Annotated in this window: 13 protein-coding genes and 2 pseudogenes; 8 read left to right on the forward strand and 7 right to left on the reverse strand. The window is 70.3% G+C overall.

What is annotated here, in order from left to right; translation table 11 throughout:
* Positions 1–14: 14 nt before the first annotated feature.
* A complete protein-coding gene (locus ACSHXC_RS36425; RefSeq protein ID WP_438295609.1) occupies positions 15–887 on the forward strand; it encodes a class I SAM-dependent methyltransferase in 873 nt (290 codons plus the stop codon).
* 90 nt (positions 888–977) lie between these two features.
* On the opposite strand, the pseudogene ACSHXC_RS36430 reads toward ACSHXC_RS36425, so the two are convergent.
* From ACSHXC_RS36430 to ACSHXC_RS36440, 3 genes and pseudogenes are all read right to left on the reverse strand, one after another.
* Positions 978–1,241: pseudogene (locus ACSHXC_RS36430) on the reverse strand (esterase); the annotation flags it as partial.
* A 165-nt stretch (positions 1,242–1,406) separates the two neighbouring features.
* On the reverse strand, positions 1,407–1,805 hold the full coding sequence (locus ACSHXC_RS36435; protein ID WP_438295610.1) for a MerR family transcriptional regulator: 399 nt from the start codon (positions 1,803–1,805) through the stop codon (positions 1,407–1,409).
* 100 nt (positions 1,806–1,905) lie between these two features.
* Positions 1,906–2,385 (reverse strand): GNAT family N-acetyltransferase, encoded by a 480-nt coding sequence (locus tag ACSHXC_RS36440; protein ID WP_438295611.1) that lies wholly within the window; start codon positions 2,383–2,385, stop codon positions 1,906–1,908.
* Between the two features lie 130 nt (positions 2,386–2,515).
* Here ACSHXC_RS36440 and ACSHXC_RS36445 point away from each other — a divergent pair, with 130 nt between their 5' ends.
* On the forward strand, positions 2,516–3,793 hold the full coding sequence (locus ACSHXC_RS36445; protein ID WP_438295612.1) for an RNA polymerase sigma factor: 1,278 nt from the start codon (positions 2,516–2,518) through the stop codon (positions 3,791–3,793).
* On the opposite strand, the gene ACSHXC_RS36450 is transcribed toward ACSHXC_RS36445, so the two are convergent.
* Both ACSHXC_RS36450 and ACSHXC_RS36455 read right to left on the reverse strand, forming a co-directional pair.
* Positions 3,767–4,951: a flavin-dependent oxidoreductase gene (locus ACSHXC_RS36450; RefSeq protein WP_438295613.1), complete on the reverse strand. Its 1,185-nt coding sequence runs from the start codon at positions 4,949–4,951 to the stop codon at positions 3,767–3,769. The genes ACSHXC_RS36445 and ACSHXC_RS36450 overlap by 27 nt on opposite strands.
* A gap of 146 nt (positions 4,952–5,097) precedes the next feature.
* Entirely contained in the window at positions 5,098–6,276 is a 1,179-nt protein-coding gene (locus tag ACSHXC_RS36455; RefSeq protein ID WP_438295614.1) for a serine hydrolase domain-containing protein, read from the reverse strand.
* 308 nt (positions 6,277–6,584) lie between these two features.
* On the opposite strand from ACSHXC_RS36455, the gene ACSHXC_RS36460 reads away from it, so the two are divergent.
* Both ACSHXC_RS36460 and ACSHXC_RS36465 read left to right on the forward strand, forming a co-directional pair.
* The gene (locus ACSHXC_RS36460) at positions 6,585–8,498 is read left to right on the forward strand and encodes a bifunctional metallophosphatase/5'-nucleotidase (protein WP_438295615.1); all 1,914 of its coding nucleotides are present in this window, start codon (positions 6,585–6,587) and stop codon (positions 8,496–8,498) included.
* 34 nt (positions 8,499–8,532) lie between these two features.
* The gene (locus tag ACSHXC_RS36465) at positions 8,533–9,213 is read left to right on the forward strand and encodes a formylglycine-generating enzyme family protein (protein WP_438295616.1); all 681 of its coding nucleotides are present in this window, start codon (positions 8,533–8,535) and stop codon (positions 9,211–9,213) included.
* Between the two features lie 21 nt (positions 9,214–9,234).
* Here ACSHXC_RS36465 and ACSHXC_RS36470 read toward each other — a convergent pair whose 3' ends face one another.
* Positions 9,235–10,065 carry a class I SAM-dependent methyltransferase gene (locus ACSHXC_RS36470; protein ID WP_438295617.1) on the reverse strand — a complete coding sequence of 277 codons (831 nt, stop codon included), beginning with the start codon at positions 10,063–10,065 and terminating at the stop codon, positions 9,235–9,237.
* A gap of 61 nt (positions 10,066–10,126) precedes the next feature.
* Here ACSHXC_RS36470 and ACSHXC_RS36475 point away from each other — a divergent pair, with 61 nt between their 5' ends.
* The 3 genes from ACSHXC_RS36475 (at position 10,127) to ACSHXC_RS36485 (ending at position 14,150) form a co-directional block, all read left to right on the forward strand.
* Entirely contained in the window at positions 10,127–10,735 is a 609-nt protein-coding gene (locus ACSHXC_RS36475; RefSeq protein ID WP_438295618.1) for a TetR family transcriptional regulator, read from the forward strand.
* 117 nt (positions 10,736–10,852) lie between these two features.
* The gene (locus ACSHXC_RS36480) at positions 10,853–11,665 is read left to right on the forward strand and encodes a class I SAM-dependent methyltransferase (RefSeq protein ID WP_438297035.1); all 813 of its coding nucleotides are present in this window, start codon (positions 10,853–10,855) and stop codon (positions 11,663–11,665) included.
* A gap of 589 nt (positions 11,666–12,254) precedes the next feature.
* Positions 12,255–14,150 (forward strand): bifunctional metallophosphatase/5'-nucleotidase, encoded by a 1,896-nt coding sequence (locus tag ACSHXC_RS36485; RefSeq protein WP_438297037.1) that lies wholly within the window; start codon positions 12,255–12,257, stop codon positions 14,148–14,150.
* 181 nt (positions 14,151–14,331) lie between these two features.
* On the opposite strand, the gene ACSHXC_RS36490 is transcribed toward ACSHXC_RS36485, so the two are convergent.
* Positions 14,332–14,460 carry a hypothetical protein gene (locus tag ACSHXC_RS36490; protein ID WP_438295619.1) on the reverse strand — a complete coding sequence of 43 codons (129 nt, stop codon included), beginning with the start codon at positions 14,458–14,460 and terminating at the stop codon, positions 14,332–14,334.
* A gap of 299 nt (positions 14,461–14,759) precedes the next feature.
* On the opposite strand from ACSHXC_RS36490, the pseudogene ACSHXC_RS36495 reads away from it, so the two are divergent.
* Positions 14,760–15,113: pseudogene (locus tag ACSHXC_RS36495) on the forward strand (radical SAM protein); the annotation flags it as partial.
* Positions 15,114–15,121: the final 8 nt, after the last annotated feature.

The raw sequence follows: 15,121 nt of genomic DNA on the forward strand, positions 1-15,121 counted from the left end.
AGTAGGACCGGGCCATGTCACAAACGACGAGTGCACCGGTGGCGTCCCCGGCCGGCTTCTCCGATGTCAAAGGCTGGTTCTGGCCGGCCGATCAACTGCTGTTCGACTGGTTCCTGAAGCGTCAGGAAAAGACCCCGGAACAGGCCGGTGACCTGCTGGAACTCGGTGCCTACCTGGGCAAGAGCGCGATTTTCATCGGCGGGTATCTGCGGCCGGGTGAGGAGTTCACGGTCTGCGACCTCTTCGACTCACCGGCACCGGACGACCCCAACAGCGCCGAGATGGACCGTTCGTACTCGACGCTGACCCGCCGCGGTTTCGAGGCGAACTACCTCGCCTTCCACGAAGAGCTGCCCACCGTCGTGCAGGCGCCCACCTCCGTCATCGCCTCCCGCCTGAAGCCGGACAGCTGCCGCTTCATCCACGTCGACGCCTCGCACCTGTACGAGCATGTGCACGGCGACATCGAGGCCGCCAGGGAGCTGGCCGCCCCGGACGCGATCGTGGCCTTCGACGACTTCCGGGCCGAACACTGCCCCGGCGTCGCGGCGGCGGTCTGGGGAGCGGTGGCCACGATGGAGCTGAAGCTCATCTGCATCACCGGCACCAAGGCGTACGGCACTTGGGGCGACGCCGAGCCGGTACGGGCCGAGCTGCTCGCATGGCTGAAGTCGCGCAAGGACCTGTGGCACGGGGTGGAAGAGGTGGCGGGTGCCCCGCTGATCCGGATCGACGGCAAGAAGGCCCAGGCCCCGACCCCGCCCCAGCCCCTGCATCCGGCGGCCCCGCCGGAGCAGCCGGCCGAACCGAAGCCCGCGGCGCCGGCTCCGGCTGCCGCGTCCCGGGGTCTGTTCGCCAGGGTCGTCGGCGGTCGGCGCCGCCGCTGAGGGCCCTGCGGCCGGCCCCGACGCGCCGCCCGGGCGTCGGGGCCGACTGACTCAACGCGGCAGGAACTCCCGTACCCCGTCGCCCAGTTGGGCCGAGTGGTCGACAACCACGCCGACGCCCTGCTCCTGCCCGAACAGATCCGTCCACGAGCCGAAGAACAGGAAGCTGTTGTTCGTCGCAAGCCCCACCGCGGCGAACACCAGCAGCTGAGTCGCCACCAGCAGTCCCAGCCGGCCCAGGACGATTTTCCAGTTCTGACGTGCCAGGCGCGGCCACAACCAGATGGTGACCGTGAACATCACCACCGCGCAGAGCACGGTCAGTGCCAGCACGTTGTTACTCGTGAGACCCATGGGTCGATAGAACTCTCTGCCAGAAGTACACCCGGGCACGCCCGAGTGGCACCGCTCGGGGGTGCTCAGAAAGTTAGACAGAGATGCGGCCGGATCCGTTCCACCGCGCAGCCGACATCCTTTGCCATGTGGCCGACCGGCGGGGTCGGGCCTGCCGTCGGCGGTTCAGCGGGCCGCGGAGGCTTCCGGGAGGCGGTCGGCGGGTACGCCTTCGCTCACCGTGTCGAGATACTCCGACACCGCGTCGCGGTTGCGGATCAGGCATTCGATGCGCTGCGTCATGCGGTCGCGTTCGAGGGTGAGTGTGGAGAGCATCTCCGGGGTGGCGTCGGGGAAATGGATGACGCGGGGCTTGTTCAGGCAGGGGAGGATCTGCTTGATGATGCGGGTCGGAAGCCCCGCGTCGAGCAGTCCCCGGATCTGCAGGACCCGGTCCACGAGGTTCTCGTCGTAACTGCGGTAGCCGTTGGGGGAGCGGCTGGAGATGATCAGGCCCTGCTCCTCGTAGTAGCGCAGCAGCCGACGCGACGTGCCGGTGCGCTCCGAAAGCTCTCCGATGCGCATGTGCTCCTCCTTGCGGATCGACTCCCTTACCCTCACATACATGTGAGGCTACGGGCGAGTGTACGACCAGGGCTTCCGCGGTGGTCGGCTATCGGCCAAGTCAGAGGTCCCGTACGAAGCGAAGGCCCGGTCGGCCGTCCAGCCGGAGCGGCGTGGTGGAGGTGAATCCGGTGCGGGCCAGCACGGTCCGGGAGCCGGTGTTGTCCAGGGTCGTGACGGCGGTCAGCGTGGTGAGGCCGTACTCCGCGAGGGCCAGCCCGCAGGCCTCGCGGACGGATGCCGTGGCCAGCCCCTGCCCGGCGGCCCGCTCGGCGATCCGGTACCCCAGCTCGGCCGAACCGTCAGCCGCGTCAACCAGGTTGACCCGGCCGAGGATCGAGCCGTCGTCGTCCACCACGAGGTGGAAGAAGCACGTGCCCGCGTCCTGCTCGGCCAGCCGTGCGCGGTGCAGGGCGTCGAAACGGGCGAAGTAGTCGTCGCCCCGGTCGGGTATCGACGCGGCGAAGTACGCCCGGTTCTCCCGCTCGAACTCCAGGAGGGCCGGGGCGTGGTCGAGGCGGAGACGCTGGAGCCGGTGCATGCGCCAAGGCTACGCAACCGGGTGCGGACACAAGCCGGGAGGAGCCCTGCGCCGGGATGCGCGAGGGCGTCCGTACGGCCCGCCGGGTCGAGCTTGCCGCGTCCGCGCGGGGCTGCTCTGATGGGTGGCCGTGACGGCAGCAAGTGCGACCGAGACGGTCGAAGCGGTATTCAGGATCGAGTCCGCGCGGATCATCGCGGGGGTCGCCCGCATCGTGCGGGACGTCGGCATCGCGGAGGAACTCGCGCAGGACGCCCTGGTCGCAGCGCTGGAACAGTGGCCCGGTTCGGGCGTCCCGGACAAGCCCGGCGCCTGGCTCATGGCCACCGCCAAGCACCGGGCGATCGACCTGGTCCGCCGCAAGGAGACGTACGCCCGCAAGCTGGCGGAGGTCGGGCGGGCCCTCGAAGACGTGCCGCCGCCCGACCCGGCGGACTTCGACGACCCGGACCGCATCGACGACGACCTGCTGCGGCTCATCTTCACCGCCTGCCATCCCGTGCTGTCGACGCAAGCCAGGATCGCCCTCACCCTGCGCCTGCTCGGCGGGCTGACCACGCAGGAGATCGCCCGCGCTTTCCTGGCCCCCGAGCCGACGGTCGCCCAGCGCATCGTCCGCGCGAAACGAACCCTCGCCAAGGCCGGGGTCGCTTTCGAGGTGCCCTGCGGTGCCGACCGGGACGCCCGCGTCGCCTCGGTCCTCGAAGTCATCTACCTCGTCTTCAACGAGGGGTACTCCGCGACGGCCGGCGACGACCTGGTGCGCCCCGCGCTCTGCGAGGACGCGCTGCGCCTGGTGCGCGTGCTCTGCGCCCTGATGCCCAAGGAGCCCGAAGCGCACGGGCTGGCCGCGCTGTTGGAGTTCCAGGCCTCCCGCATCGCGGCCCGCACCGGACCCGGCGGCGAGCCGGTGCTGCTCGCCGACCAGAACCGCGCCAAGTGGAACCGCCTGCTCATCCGCCGGGGCATCGAGGCTCTGCACCGCGCGGGCGACGGCCCGTACTCCATCCAGGCGGCGATCGCCGCGTGCCACGCGCAGACCCTGCGCTACGAGGACACCGACTGGACGTCGATCGCCCTCCTCTACGGCCGCCTGATGACGCTGACCCCGTCCCCCGTGATCGAACTGAACCGGGCCGTGGCCGTGGCGATGTCCGAGGGCCCGGCGGCAGGCCTGGCACTGGTGGACGCGCTGCGGGACGAACCGGCCCTGAAGGGCTACCACTTGCTGCCGAGCGTGCGAGGGGATCTCCTGGAGCGCCTGGGCCGGCGGGCCGAAGCGAGGGCGGAGTTCGAGCGCGCGGCCTCCCTGACCCAGAACGCCCAGGAAAAGGACCTCCTCCTGAAGCGCGCCTCCCGCGCCGACCCCGACGGCATCGACTCAGCCGGAGGCCAGGGAGGCGCGTGAGTTGAGGACGTCCACGTCGCTTCCCGTGGCGTGCCGGTAGGTGTCGGTCATCCGGGCGAGGCCGCTCGCGGAACCGCTGCTCGACCGGCTCATCTCCCGGTTGGCCAGGACCACTGCCGCTGTCGCCTCCCGGCGCACGTTCTCGTACCGGGCGAGGCCGGATGGCAGGTCACCGGCCGCCGAGAGCTCGTGGGCCAGCACGCGGGCGTCGACGATCGACTGGGACGCGCCGTTCGCCCCCACCGGATACATCGGGTGCGCGGCGTCGCCGAGCAGGGTCACCCGGCCGAGCCCCCACGAGGGCAGCGGCTCCCGGTCGACCATCGGGTACTCCAGGATCCCCGGGCTGTTCGCCAGCAGAGCCGGCACGTCCAGCCGGCCCAGCGACCAGTCCTCGAAGTACGGCAGTACGTCCGCGAGGCGGCCCGCGCTGTTCCAGTCCACGCCCTCGGCGAGTGGGCCCGGCTCCGACACGCGCACCTGCGCCACCCAGTTGACCCGGCCGCGCCCGATCGGATAGGCGACCAGCTCCGCGTCCCCCTCCCGGACGATCACCATCGAGCGGCCGGTGAGGAACGGCTCGGCCCGCGTCACGCCCCGCCACATCCGGATGCCCGACCACAGCAACGGCCCGCCGTCCGGATGCAGCCGCGCGCGGACGGCGGAGTGCAGCCCGTCCGCGCCGACGAGCGCCTCGGCGCCGATCTCCTCCACGGCCCCGCTCGCCCGGTTCATCAGCCGGACGCGGACCGTGCCGCTCTCCTGCGCGAAGTCCACCAGCCGCATGCCGGTGCGTACCGCATCGGTGCCCAGCCGTTCGCGGACCGCCGCGAGGAGCAGGAGTTGCATCTCGCCGCGGTGGACCGAGTACTGCGGCCATCGGTAGCCCTTCGCCAACCCCCTTGGTTCTGCGAAGAGTTGATGGCCCTTGGAGTCGCTGTACACGTTCTCGGCCGTGGCCACCCCGGCCTCGGCGAGGGGGTCGCCGAGGCCGAGCTCGGTCAGTTCGCGTACCGCGTGCGGCAGCAGGTTGATGCCGACCCCCAGGGGCCGGATCTCCCGCGCGCTCTCCGTCACCACCGCGTCGATGCCCGCCGCATGCAGACTCAGCGCGGCAGTGAGCCCGCCGATCCCCGCCCCCGCTATCAGTACCGTCATGACCGACTTCCTTTCTCCCGGCTCCACCCTGCGATGGTCGAAGCCGGAAGTCCAAGACATGTCAGGTCTTGGGGCCAGAAGCATTCCTTATGGCTCTTGTGCACGGAGCGAGAGGGCTCCTGCCTTCAACTGCCCGCCCCCGTAGGTCATGTGGTGCCGCAGAACTCCGCTTCGGTGACCTTCGTCGAGTCGCCCGTCCAGTCCCCGTTGAAGTTGAAGGCCAGGGAATGCCTGGCGTCCTTCGTCACTACGGCCTCCGAGCTGGAGCCGTGGATTCCCCCGGAGTGGCCCCACACCTCGGTGCCGCAGGACAGCGTGACCTTCATCAGGCCAAGGCCGTAAGAGGCGTGGGGGATCTCGTTGCTCGGGACGGTCGCCGTCATCTCCGCCAGCTGGCGCGGCGGCAGCAGCTTCCCGCCGAGCAGTGCGCGGTAGAACCGGTTCAGGTCAGGCGAGTTGGAGACGACCTCGCCCGCCGAGCCGGCGGCCGACGGGTTGAGCTCGGTGACGTCGTACACCTGGTCCGGGGTGCCGCCCAGCGTCGAGTACGCCCGGCCGCTCGGCTCCGGCATCCGGGCGTCGGTGCCGGGGAACGAGGTGGAGCGCAGCTTCAGCGGGCGCAGGATGCGCCGCTCGGCCTCCTGCGCGTACGAGTGGCCGGTGACCTTCTGGATCACCATTCCGGCGAGGATGTAGTTGGTGTTGGAGTACTTCCAGCTCGTGCCGGGCGCGAAGTCGGGCCGGTGGGTCAGGGCCGTGCGCACGAGGCGCTCGGGGGCCCAGGTGTCGTAGCGGTGCTGGAAGAAGCCCGGGCCGAAGATCAGCTTCCGGAAGTCCGGGTCCGCCGTGTAGTTGTAGATCCCGCTGGTGTGGTTGAGGAGTTGGCGCAGAGTGATCGCACGCCCGTCGTTCCCGTTGCCCCGCACCAGGCCCGGCAGCCACTTGTCCACCGAGTCGTCCAGGCTCAGCCTCCCCTCCGCCTCCAGCTGGAGCAGCACGGTCGAGATGAACGTCTTGGTGATCGAGCCGACCCGGAAGGTGTCCTGTGCCTGGCGCTCGCGGCCGGTGCGCGTGTCGGCGACGCCTGCCTCACCGGTCCAGCGGCCGCGCCCGTCCTCGGCGACGCCGATCACCCCGGGCACGCCCGCCGCGACCGTGGCGTCCATGGCCCGCTGAGTGGCCCGGTGGCCGGTGGGGTGTGCCGGTCCGGTGGGGTGCGCCTGCTGTGCCGAAGCGGGTGCGACGAACGCGGTGGCGGTCACCGCGGCGACGAGGACCGCCCCGAGGATCGCGGTCCTGACTCTCCGTACCGTACGTACTGCCATGAGGGCCTCTTCCCATGAGTGCTCGCGTGGTGCGCCGGTCGGCCCGTAGGACCCGGGGGCGGGGGAGCGAGTTGAGCGGGCTTGGTGCGGTTGAGCGGGATTCGGCCGTTTGCCCGCCCCGCACCTGCTGGGATTCCGCGACACGAGCGCCCCTTTTGCCGTGCAAGCGTGTCTGCCGCGAGCCGACGACTTAGGTTGGGCGCGCCCGATCCCTTCGCCACGGGGGCGAGGGAATGCGCCCGGTGCGACGCGTGTCCGGCGCATGTCCGCGGACGCGGGGAAGCCTCGACCCGAGACAGGGGAGCCACGTGCGCGAGCTCGGCCGGCGCAGTTTCATGACCGCGGCAGGTTCGCTGGGGGCTCTCCTCGCCACCGGGACCCCCGCCTTCGCCACCCCGCACGCGCGGGACGCGGCGAGTGCGCACGAGTACGTCGACGTCCAGCTGCTCAGCATCACCGACCTCCACGGCTACCTGCAGGGCGCGCCCGGGGCGGATACCGTGATCACCGGTGCCGGCGGCCGGCGGTTCGAGGTGGGCGGGGTCGCCTATATGGCCACCCACCTGGAACGGCTGCGGGCCGGCCGGGCGAACTCGATCTTCTTCGCGCCGGGTGATCTGTTCTCGGGATGGACGCTGGCCGCGGAGTCCCTGGCCGACGAGCCCACCATCGAGGCGCTCAACCGCCTCGGCCTCGACTTCGCGACGGCCGGCAACCACGAGTTCGACCGCACACCCGGCTTTCTGACCGGCCACATGCAACACGGCATCCCGTATCCGGGGATGGGGCACACCAACACGTTCTACGACTCCCAGGGCGAGCCGTTCCTCGGGGCGACGTTCCGCTACTACAGCGCCAACGCCGTCTGGCGGCACAGCGGCCGGACGGTGCTCCCCCCGTACAACATCGAATGGGTGACCGCGCCGGGCGGGCGCCGACTGCCGATCGGGTTCATCCACCTGACGACGGTCGGCATGGAACGCTTCTCCACCTCCTACCAGCCCGCACTCTCGACGCTGGCCGAGGTCGCCACCGTAAACCGGTACGCCGCTGAGCTGAAGGAACGCGGCATCAACGCCATCGTCCTGAGCATGCACGACGGGGCCGTGGCCGGGAACGACTTCAACAGCGCGACGATCCCGTCCGGGCCCGCCTACGACCTGGCGCTGGCGGTGTCGGCCGACGTCGACGTGATCGTCACGGGCCACTGGCACTGCGCGTTCAACATGATGCTGCCCGACCCCCGGGGCAATCCCCGCCCGTTCGTGGAGGCGGGCTGCCACGGCCAGCTGATCAACGAGATCAACCTGCGGCTCGACCCGGACACCGGCGCCGTCGTCCGCGCCCTGACCACATCCACCAACCACCCCAACACCCGTGACGTGGCGCCCGATCCGGCCCTCAAGGAGATCGCCGACTACTGGACCGGCTATGCGAGGCGGCGCAGCGCCACCCCCGTCGGCCGGGTGACCGCCTCCTTCACCATGCACCTCAGCCCCACGGGCGAGAGCACGATGGGAAACCTCGTGGCCGACTGGGCGCTGTGGGCCGGCCGCCAGAAACCGGACACCTTCGACAACTCCAACATCAACCCGAACGACCCCGCCGACCTCGCTCTGATCGCCGTGGCCCCCCGCATCGGCCGCACCGTCATCGGCAACGGGCTGCCGCACATCCCGTCCTCGGGTGGGGTGATCACCTTCGACCGGGCCTGGAAGGCCGTCGGCTACGGCTGTCCCGTCATCACCGCCACCGTCACGGGACAGACCATCCACGACGCACTGGAACAGCAGTGGGCCGAGGACGACCGGGACCTCACCTACGCGCCCCTCGCCGTCTCCTCCAACGTCCGCTACACCTTCGACGCCGCCGCGCCGCCCGGCGCGCGCGTCAGACCCGCCGACGTCCTCATCGACGGCATCCCGCTCGACCTCCGCGCGTCGTACCGGCTCGCCTCGACGTCGTACACCTTCATCGGCGCCGACGGCTATCCAGCTCTCCTGAAGCACACCGGGGCGGTCCGGCACACACGCGACTTCGAGAGCTTCAACGCCTTCGTGCGCGCCAAGTCCCGCCTCGTACCCGCTCCGTTGGGGCGGGTGAGGGCGGTCAACGAGTCGGCGCCCGGCGCGTGTCTCGGCACCCTTCCCCCGCACCCCTACACCCGTGCCCTGCCCCCGCCGGCCCACCGCGCATGCGAGAACCCGCTGACCGAAGAGTAGGGGCGGGCCGAGCCCTGGCTAGGATCACTTGATCATGGACGCGAATGCGATGGCCAGGGAAGAAATGATCGCCGTTCCGCCGGGGCGGGTGACGCTGTCGGACCGGCGGACGCAGCGCAGTTGGCAGGCCGACGTCGCGGAGTTCCGCCTCGGCGTGCACCCGGTGACCCAGGCGGCGTACGCGCAGGTCGTCGGAGAGTGGCCCAGCACCGCGCAAGGTGAGCGACGGCCCGTCGAGGGTGTCTCCTGGCTGGACGCGGTCCTCTACTGCAACTCCCGTTCCCTGAAAGAGGGGCTGACGCCTTCGTATCGCCACGTCGAAAGCGAGAGCGTCGAATGGGACGCGTCCGCCGACGGCTACCGGCTCCCGACCGAGGCCGAGTGGGAGCACGCGTGCCGGGCCGGCACGACCGAAGCGCGGTACGGCCCGCTGGACGACATCGCCTGGCACCGGGCCAACTCGGAGGAGCGGATCCACGAGGTGGGCGGCAAGCGGCCCAACGCATGGGGCCTCCACGACATGCTGGGCAATGTGTGGGAGTGGTGCTGGGACGTCTACGACGCCGAGGTCTACAAGAGCTACCGGGTGCTGCGCGGCGGCGGATGGTTCGACGAGCCCTGGAGCTGCCGGGCTTCCGTGCGGCGCCGCAGCCACCCGACCTTCCGGATCGACGACGTGGGGTTCCGCGTCGCACGGTCGGTCCCGCGAACGTGAAGTCGTTGCCCCAACTGCCGGTCAGGCGGTGGTGGTTCGGGTCGCTGAGACCGCCACCGTCGCGTAGCGCATCGTGAAGCTGCCGCCCAGCGTGTCGACGGCGGCCCCCGCCGCCCGCACCACCTCGGCCAGCTTGTCCGGTGCGAGGCCGGTGAGGATGCCGTAGGTGGGCAGCTGGTCCAGCCATGCGTCGCGGGTGTAGGACCGCTCCCAGTCGAAGCGCCACTGCTCCGGCTCGCCGAATCCGCCCGCCTCGCGGATCCCGTCGGCAGACTTGGTGAGCATCGCCGCGTACGCGTCGAGGGTGCTCTTCGCCATCGCCCGGGGATCGAACGGGGAGTCGGGCACCACTCGCCGGTAGGCGGTGCCGAAGGCGTCCGCCACCTCGGGCGGAAGCTGGAAGGCGTTCCAGAACGCGGTGAGCAGGCCGCCGGGCCGCAGTGTCTGCGCGGCCTTGGCCGCTCCCGCGACCGGGTCGATCCAGTGCCAGGCCTGCCCGGCGGTGACCGCGTCGAACGTCCGCCCCGCCGACTCCCAGTCCTCGACGGTCGCCACCTCGACCTCGACCCCGAACCGCCGGGCCACGTCGGCCATCCGCGCGTCGGGCTCGACCCCGAGCACGTGGCACCCCACCGCCTGCAACTGCCGGGCGGCGATGCCGGTGCCGCAGCCGACGTCGAGGACGTCCGGGCCAGGGGAGGCGGCGACGATCCGGTGCACCAGGGCGTCGGGGTAGCGGGGGCGGGCCCGGTCGTAACGTTCGGCGTCCGAGCCGAACGACTCGGCCATGTGGCGGTCCCTGTGGGGCTCGCTTCCGGCGGGAGGCTGCTGCTCGGGCGGCAGAGTGGGCATGCGCCCACTATTGTGGGCACGTGCCCACTCGTCAAGGGTGGCGACCGGGAGAGGATCCGCGATGCCGACAGGTGTGGCCCTGCAGGACCCACGCGAGCAGTTGTTCAACGCCGCCGAGCGGATCCTGCTCCGGGACGGAGCCGGCGCACTGACCAGCCGGGCCGTCACCACGGAGGCGGGCTGCGCCAAGGGCGTCCTGCACCGGCACTTCGCCGACTTCGACGACTTCCTCGCCGGGCTCGTCCTCGACCGCATAGGCCGCCTCGACGCTCAGGGTGCCGCCCTGTGCGACGCGGCCGGAAGCGGCACCGTCGCGGACCGCCTCACCGACGCGCTGACGGAGCTGTTCGGGCCGGTCGCGACGGCGGTCATCGGCCTCGTCATCTCCCGGGACGCCCTGCGCACCCGGCTGCGCCGGACCACGCCGCGCGGGATCCCCCTCCTGACGGAGGGCACAGCCATGATCGCCTCGTACCTCGGCGCGGAGCGCGACCTGGGCCGCATCGCGGCGGACGCCGACATCGACGCCCTCGCCCCCACGCTGATCGGCGCCGGACACCTGCTGTTCGCCGGGCGGGAGGGTGCCCCGCCCAAGGCCGAGGACGTCCGCAGGACTGTGACCACGGTCGTCGCCGGGGTCGTGCGCGAGGTGCCGGAGGCATCGACCTGACACACTGTCAGGCATTTACCTTTCCGGCGTACTGGGTAGGGTCGTGGCGCAATGGTGTCCGTGAGGGGAGACCTGTTGACCGACACGACCGACGGCTTCGACCCGGCAGTACGGCGGATGATGTCGTCCAACGAAGCGAACTGGGATGCCCGCACCCCGGTCCATCTCGCCAGCCGTTTCTACGGCCTGGCCGACAAGACGGCCGACCCCGAGCGGTGGTTCGGGGCGTACGAATGGGAGGACCTCGGCGAGCTGGAGGGCCGGGACGTCCTGCACCTCCAATGCCATCTGGGTACCGAGACGGTGGCGTTCGCCGCGCGCGGAGCCCGCACCGTCGGGCTCGACCTCTCCGGCGCGTCGGTGTCGGCGGCACGGACGGTGGCCGCCGAGGCGGGCCTGGATGTCGAATACGTCCGGGCCAACGTCTATGACGCGGTCCGGGAACTGGACGGGCGCCGATTCGACGTCGTCTACACCGGCAAGGGCGCCCTGTGCTACCTCCCGGACCTGCCCCGCTGGGCCGAGACGATCGCCGCGCTGCTGCGCCCCGGCGGACGGCTCTACCTCGCCGAGTTCCACCCGCTGTTCAACTCCCTCGGCCCTTCGCCCGGCCCGGGCGAAGGGAGCGAACTGCTGCTGCGGCACGACTACTTGAGCGGCCGGGGTCCGGTGCGCCGTGACGCCACGTACACCTATACCGACGGTCCGGCCGTGCAGGGTGCCACCGAGTGCTTCGAGTGGATGCACGGGCTCGACGAGGTGATCAATGCCCTCCTCGGCGCGGGCCTCGGGATCACCGGTCTGCGTGAGAGCGACGAACTGCCCTGGCCCCGATGGCCTCAGATGGTGCCGACCCCGCAGGGCTGGTGGCGGCTGCCCGACACCGCGCCACGCATCCCGCTCCTGTACGCCCTGACCGCACAGCGCTGACCCCCGCGAGGTCTTTCCCGGGCCCGCCAACTACCTTGTGTCGAGCCTGATTTGGAGGCGTGGCCGCGGGGGACAATTACACCGGGTGCATCCCCCACACCGCCCCCGCGCGGGGCGTGCGGCGAGGAACGGGGAAGGGGCGGCCTGCCATGAGGAGAGGTAAAAGCCGGTTAGCCCTGGGCGCCCCCGAGACCCGTCCGACGAGGGGACTTCGCGCCCGCGCCACATTCCCCGGATCGCTGACGCGTATTCATGACGCTTGCGCACAAGCAGGGTTGCCGCATGCCCGTTTCCGTTCAGCTACCGGTCATGTGACGCATCCTCCGCGTTCCGCGCGTCTTTTTCTGTCCTTGTGGTTCGTGCGCTTGAGTGGTGCCTGTTGGACGCCCGGATTCGACGCTCGTTCTCCGGCGGCGTGTCATGGGTTCGGCCATCCTGTTGTGTTGTATTTCTTGTGCCCGCAATCAATGGATTCGTGTCGCGTAGTTCTTCGGGCCGCCAGGTGGGGAGCCGGAACATCGTTCCCGGCGTGGCTGCGTAGCTTTCGAATGAGGGAGTCGATATGTGGGGCGTGGGTCGACGCAGCTTCATGACTGTGGCGGGATCACTCGTGACGATGGCGGCGACGGGCACGCCGGCCCTGGCCAGTGGCCACGCCCGCGACGCCGCGAGCGCGGCCGAGTACGTGGACGTACAACTGCTCAACATCACCGACCTGCACGGCTATCTGCAGGCCCCGCCGCCGGGTGACGCGGTCATCACCGGCGCGGGCGGCGAGCAGTTCACCGTGGGCGGAGTCGCCTACCTGGCCACGCACCTGGCAAACCTGCGGGCCGGACGCACCAACTCGATTTTCTTCGCGCCGGGCGACCTGTTCTCGGGCTGGGAGTTCCCGGCCGAGTCGCTGGCCGACGAGCCGACCATCGAGGCGCTCAACCGGATGGGGCTCGACTTCGCGACCGCCGGAAACCACGAGTTCGACCGCACCCCGGGATTCATGATCGACCACATGGAGCACGGCAGACCGTACGCGGGCGCGGGCTGGACGAACAGTTTCCCCGACTCCACCGGGCGGACCTTTCGCGGTGCGAAGTTCCGTTACTACTGCGCCAACATGCTGTGGGGGAATTCGGGAAGGACCGTTCTTCCCCCGGTGAATGTGGAGTGGGTGCAGGGCCACGGCGGGCGGCGCCTTCCGATCGGATTCATTCACCTCACGGTCACCGGAACCGAAACCTCGTCCACGGGATTCCAGACGGCTCTGCGCATGCTGGACGAGTTGAAGACCGCGAACCGCTACGCGGCGCTGCTCAAAGCGCAGGGCGTCAACGCGATTGTGCTCAGCATGCACGACGGGGCGGTGGCCGGAAGCGATTTCAACAGCGGGAGCCAGCCCACGGGGCCCGCCTACGATCTCGCGCTCGCCGCGTCGCCCGACATCGACGCCATTGTCACCGGGCACTGGCACTGCGCGTTCAACATGATGGTGCCCGACCCCTCCGGCCGGCCGCGTCCGTTCGTCGAGGCGGGCTGCCACGCGCAGCTCATCAACGAGATCAACCTGCGCCTCGACCCGGTGACGGGCAAGGTCGTACGGGAGCTGACGACCTCGACCAACCATCCCAACACCCACGATGTGACGCCCAATCAGGACCTCAAGGAAACCGCCGACTACTGGACCGGCTACGCCGACAATCGGGGTGCCACCCGGGTGGGCCGCCAGACGGCCACGTTCACGCGCACCCTGAACAGCCTGGGCGAGAGCACGATGGGCAACCTCGCGGCCGACTGGGCGCTGTGGGCCGGGGCGCAGAGCCTGGACCCCTTCGACACGGGCAACATCTACCCCAATGCCCCCGCCGACCTGGCCCTGATCGCGCTGGCCCCGCGTTCGGGGCCGAGCGTCATCAACACCGACCTCACCCTCGACGCGACCACTCAGGGGGCGGTCTCCTATCGCAAGGCGTTCAACGCGGTGGGCTACGGCAACCCCATCCTGACGGCCACCGTCACCGGTCAGGTCATCCACGACACGCTGGAACAGCAGTGGAAGACGAAGGGGGCCGTCCTCACGTACGCGCCCTTCGCCGTGTCGCACAACGTGCGGTACACGTTCGACGCCGCCGGATCGGCGGGCAACCGCGTCGCCCCGGCCGATGTCCTCATCGACGGCACTCCGCTCGATCTGCACGCCACCTACCGGCTCGCCACGACGGCGTACACGCTGATCGGCGCGGACGACTACCCGGCGCTGCTCGACCACACCTCACCGGTGCGCCACACCCGCGACTTCGAGAGCTTCGTCGCGTACGTCCAGAGCCAGTCCGTCCTCACCCCCGCCCCCCTCGGCCGGGTCTCCGCGCGCAACGCGGCCGCACTGCGCGCGGAGACGGGCCAGTTGCTGCCGGTGCCCAAGACGCTCACTGCGGACTCCGGGCCCCGGGTGGCCTCGGCGGGCACGAAGGGCGGAGCGGGGCGCTGCTGATCTGCACATCCCGCCTGCGCGCTCGTGTCGCGCGAGGCACATCCCGCCCCCGCGCTCGTGTCGCGCGGGGGCTGCCGCCGGGCTCACGACCGCGCGCTGGTAGTGAAACGGGCGCCCGGTGTGCTTCTTGGCGCTCATGGGGGCCGCGTTGTTCGAAAGGCCCCCGGGCCGGGACGCGCTGTCAGCCGTCCCGGCCGCTGTCGTCGTCGTAGGGATCGCGGCCCGGCAGCGGCGGAAGGCTCAGATCGCGGGGCACCGGGCTGCTGCCGACGCCGCGCCGGTAGCGCTGCACGCGGACCTGAAGGTGCATGCGGCGCGCCTGCCTGCCCAGTTCGCGGCGCTCACGACGGCCGGCCTCGTCGTCGTCGAGCTCGGCCGACTGCCGACGGGCCTCCCAGAACGCGCGTTCCTGCGCGGCGGTCTCCTCCCCGGCCGACGCGGCCGGACCGGACGAAGCCGCAGAATCGGCCGAGCCATCCTTCGGGCGAGATCAGGGTCAACATCGATTCGCCGTTCCTCGATGATCTGGATTCCCTTCCCTTCTCCGATTTCCCCTTTGTCTCCGACTCCGGCTGCCCGCCGCTGACATACTTCGACTCGAACCGTGGAATGGTCATCCCGGCCCTCGCGGTCAACTCCAGCCGGAGCTGCCCCTACAACTGCTCCTTCTGCGGCGTGCTCACCATCGGACGCAAATACCGGATGCGTTCGGGCGAGTTCGTCGTCGCCGAACTGGATCACTTCAGGACATCCGACGGCCTCGGCTACCAGCACGTCTACTTCAGCGACGCGAATTTCTATGTCTACCCCAAACGGGCCCTTCAGATCGTCCAGGCGCTGCACGCCTACGATCCCCGGATCACGTTCAGCTTCGGCACCCGGGTCAACCAGCTGATCAAACACCAGGACTTCATTCCCGATCTCAAGGAATGCGGGCTCCGATTCGTCGAGCTGGGCATCGAGAGCGCGTC

This window comes from Streptomyces sp. HUAS TT7 (genome assembly GCF_051550175.1).
In the GTDB taxonomy this organism is placed as follows: domain Bacteria; phylum Actinomycetota; class Actinomycetes; order Streptomycetales; family Streptomycetaceae; genus Streptomyces.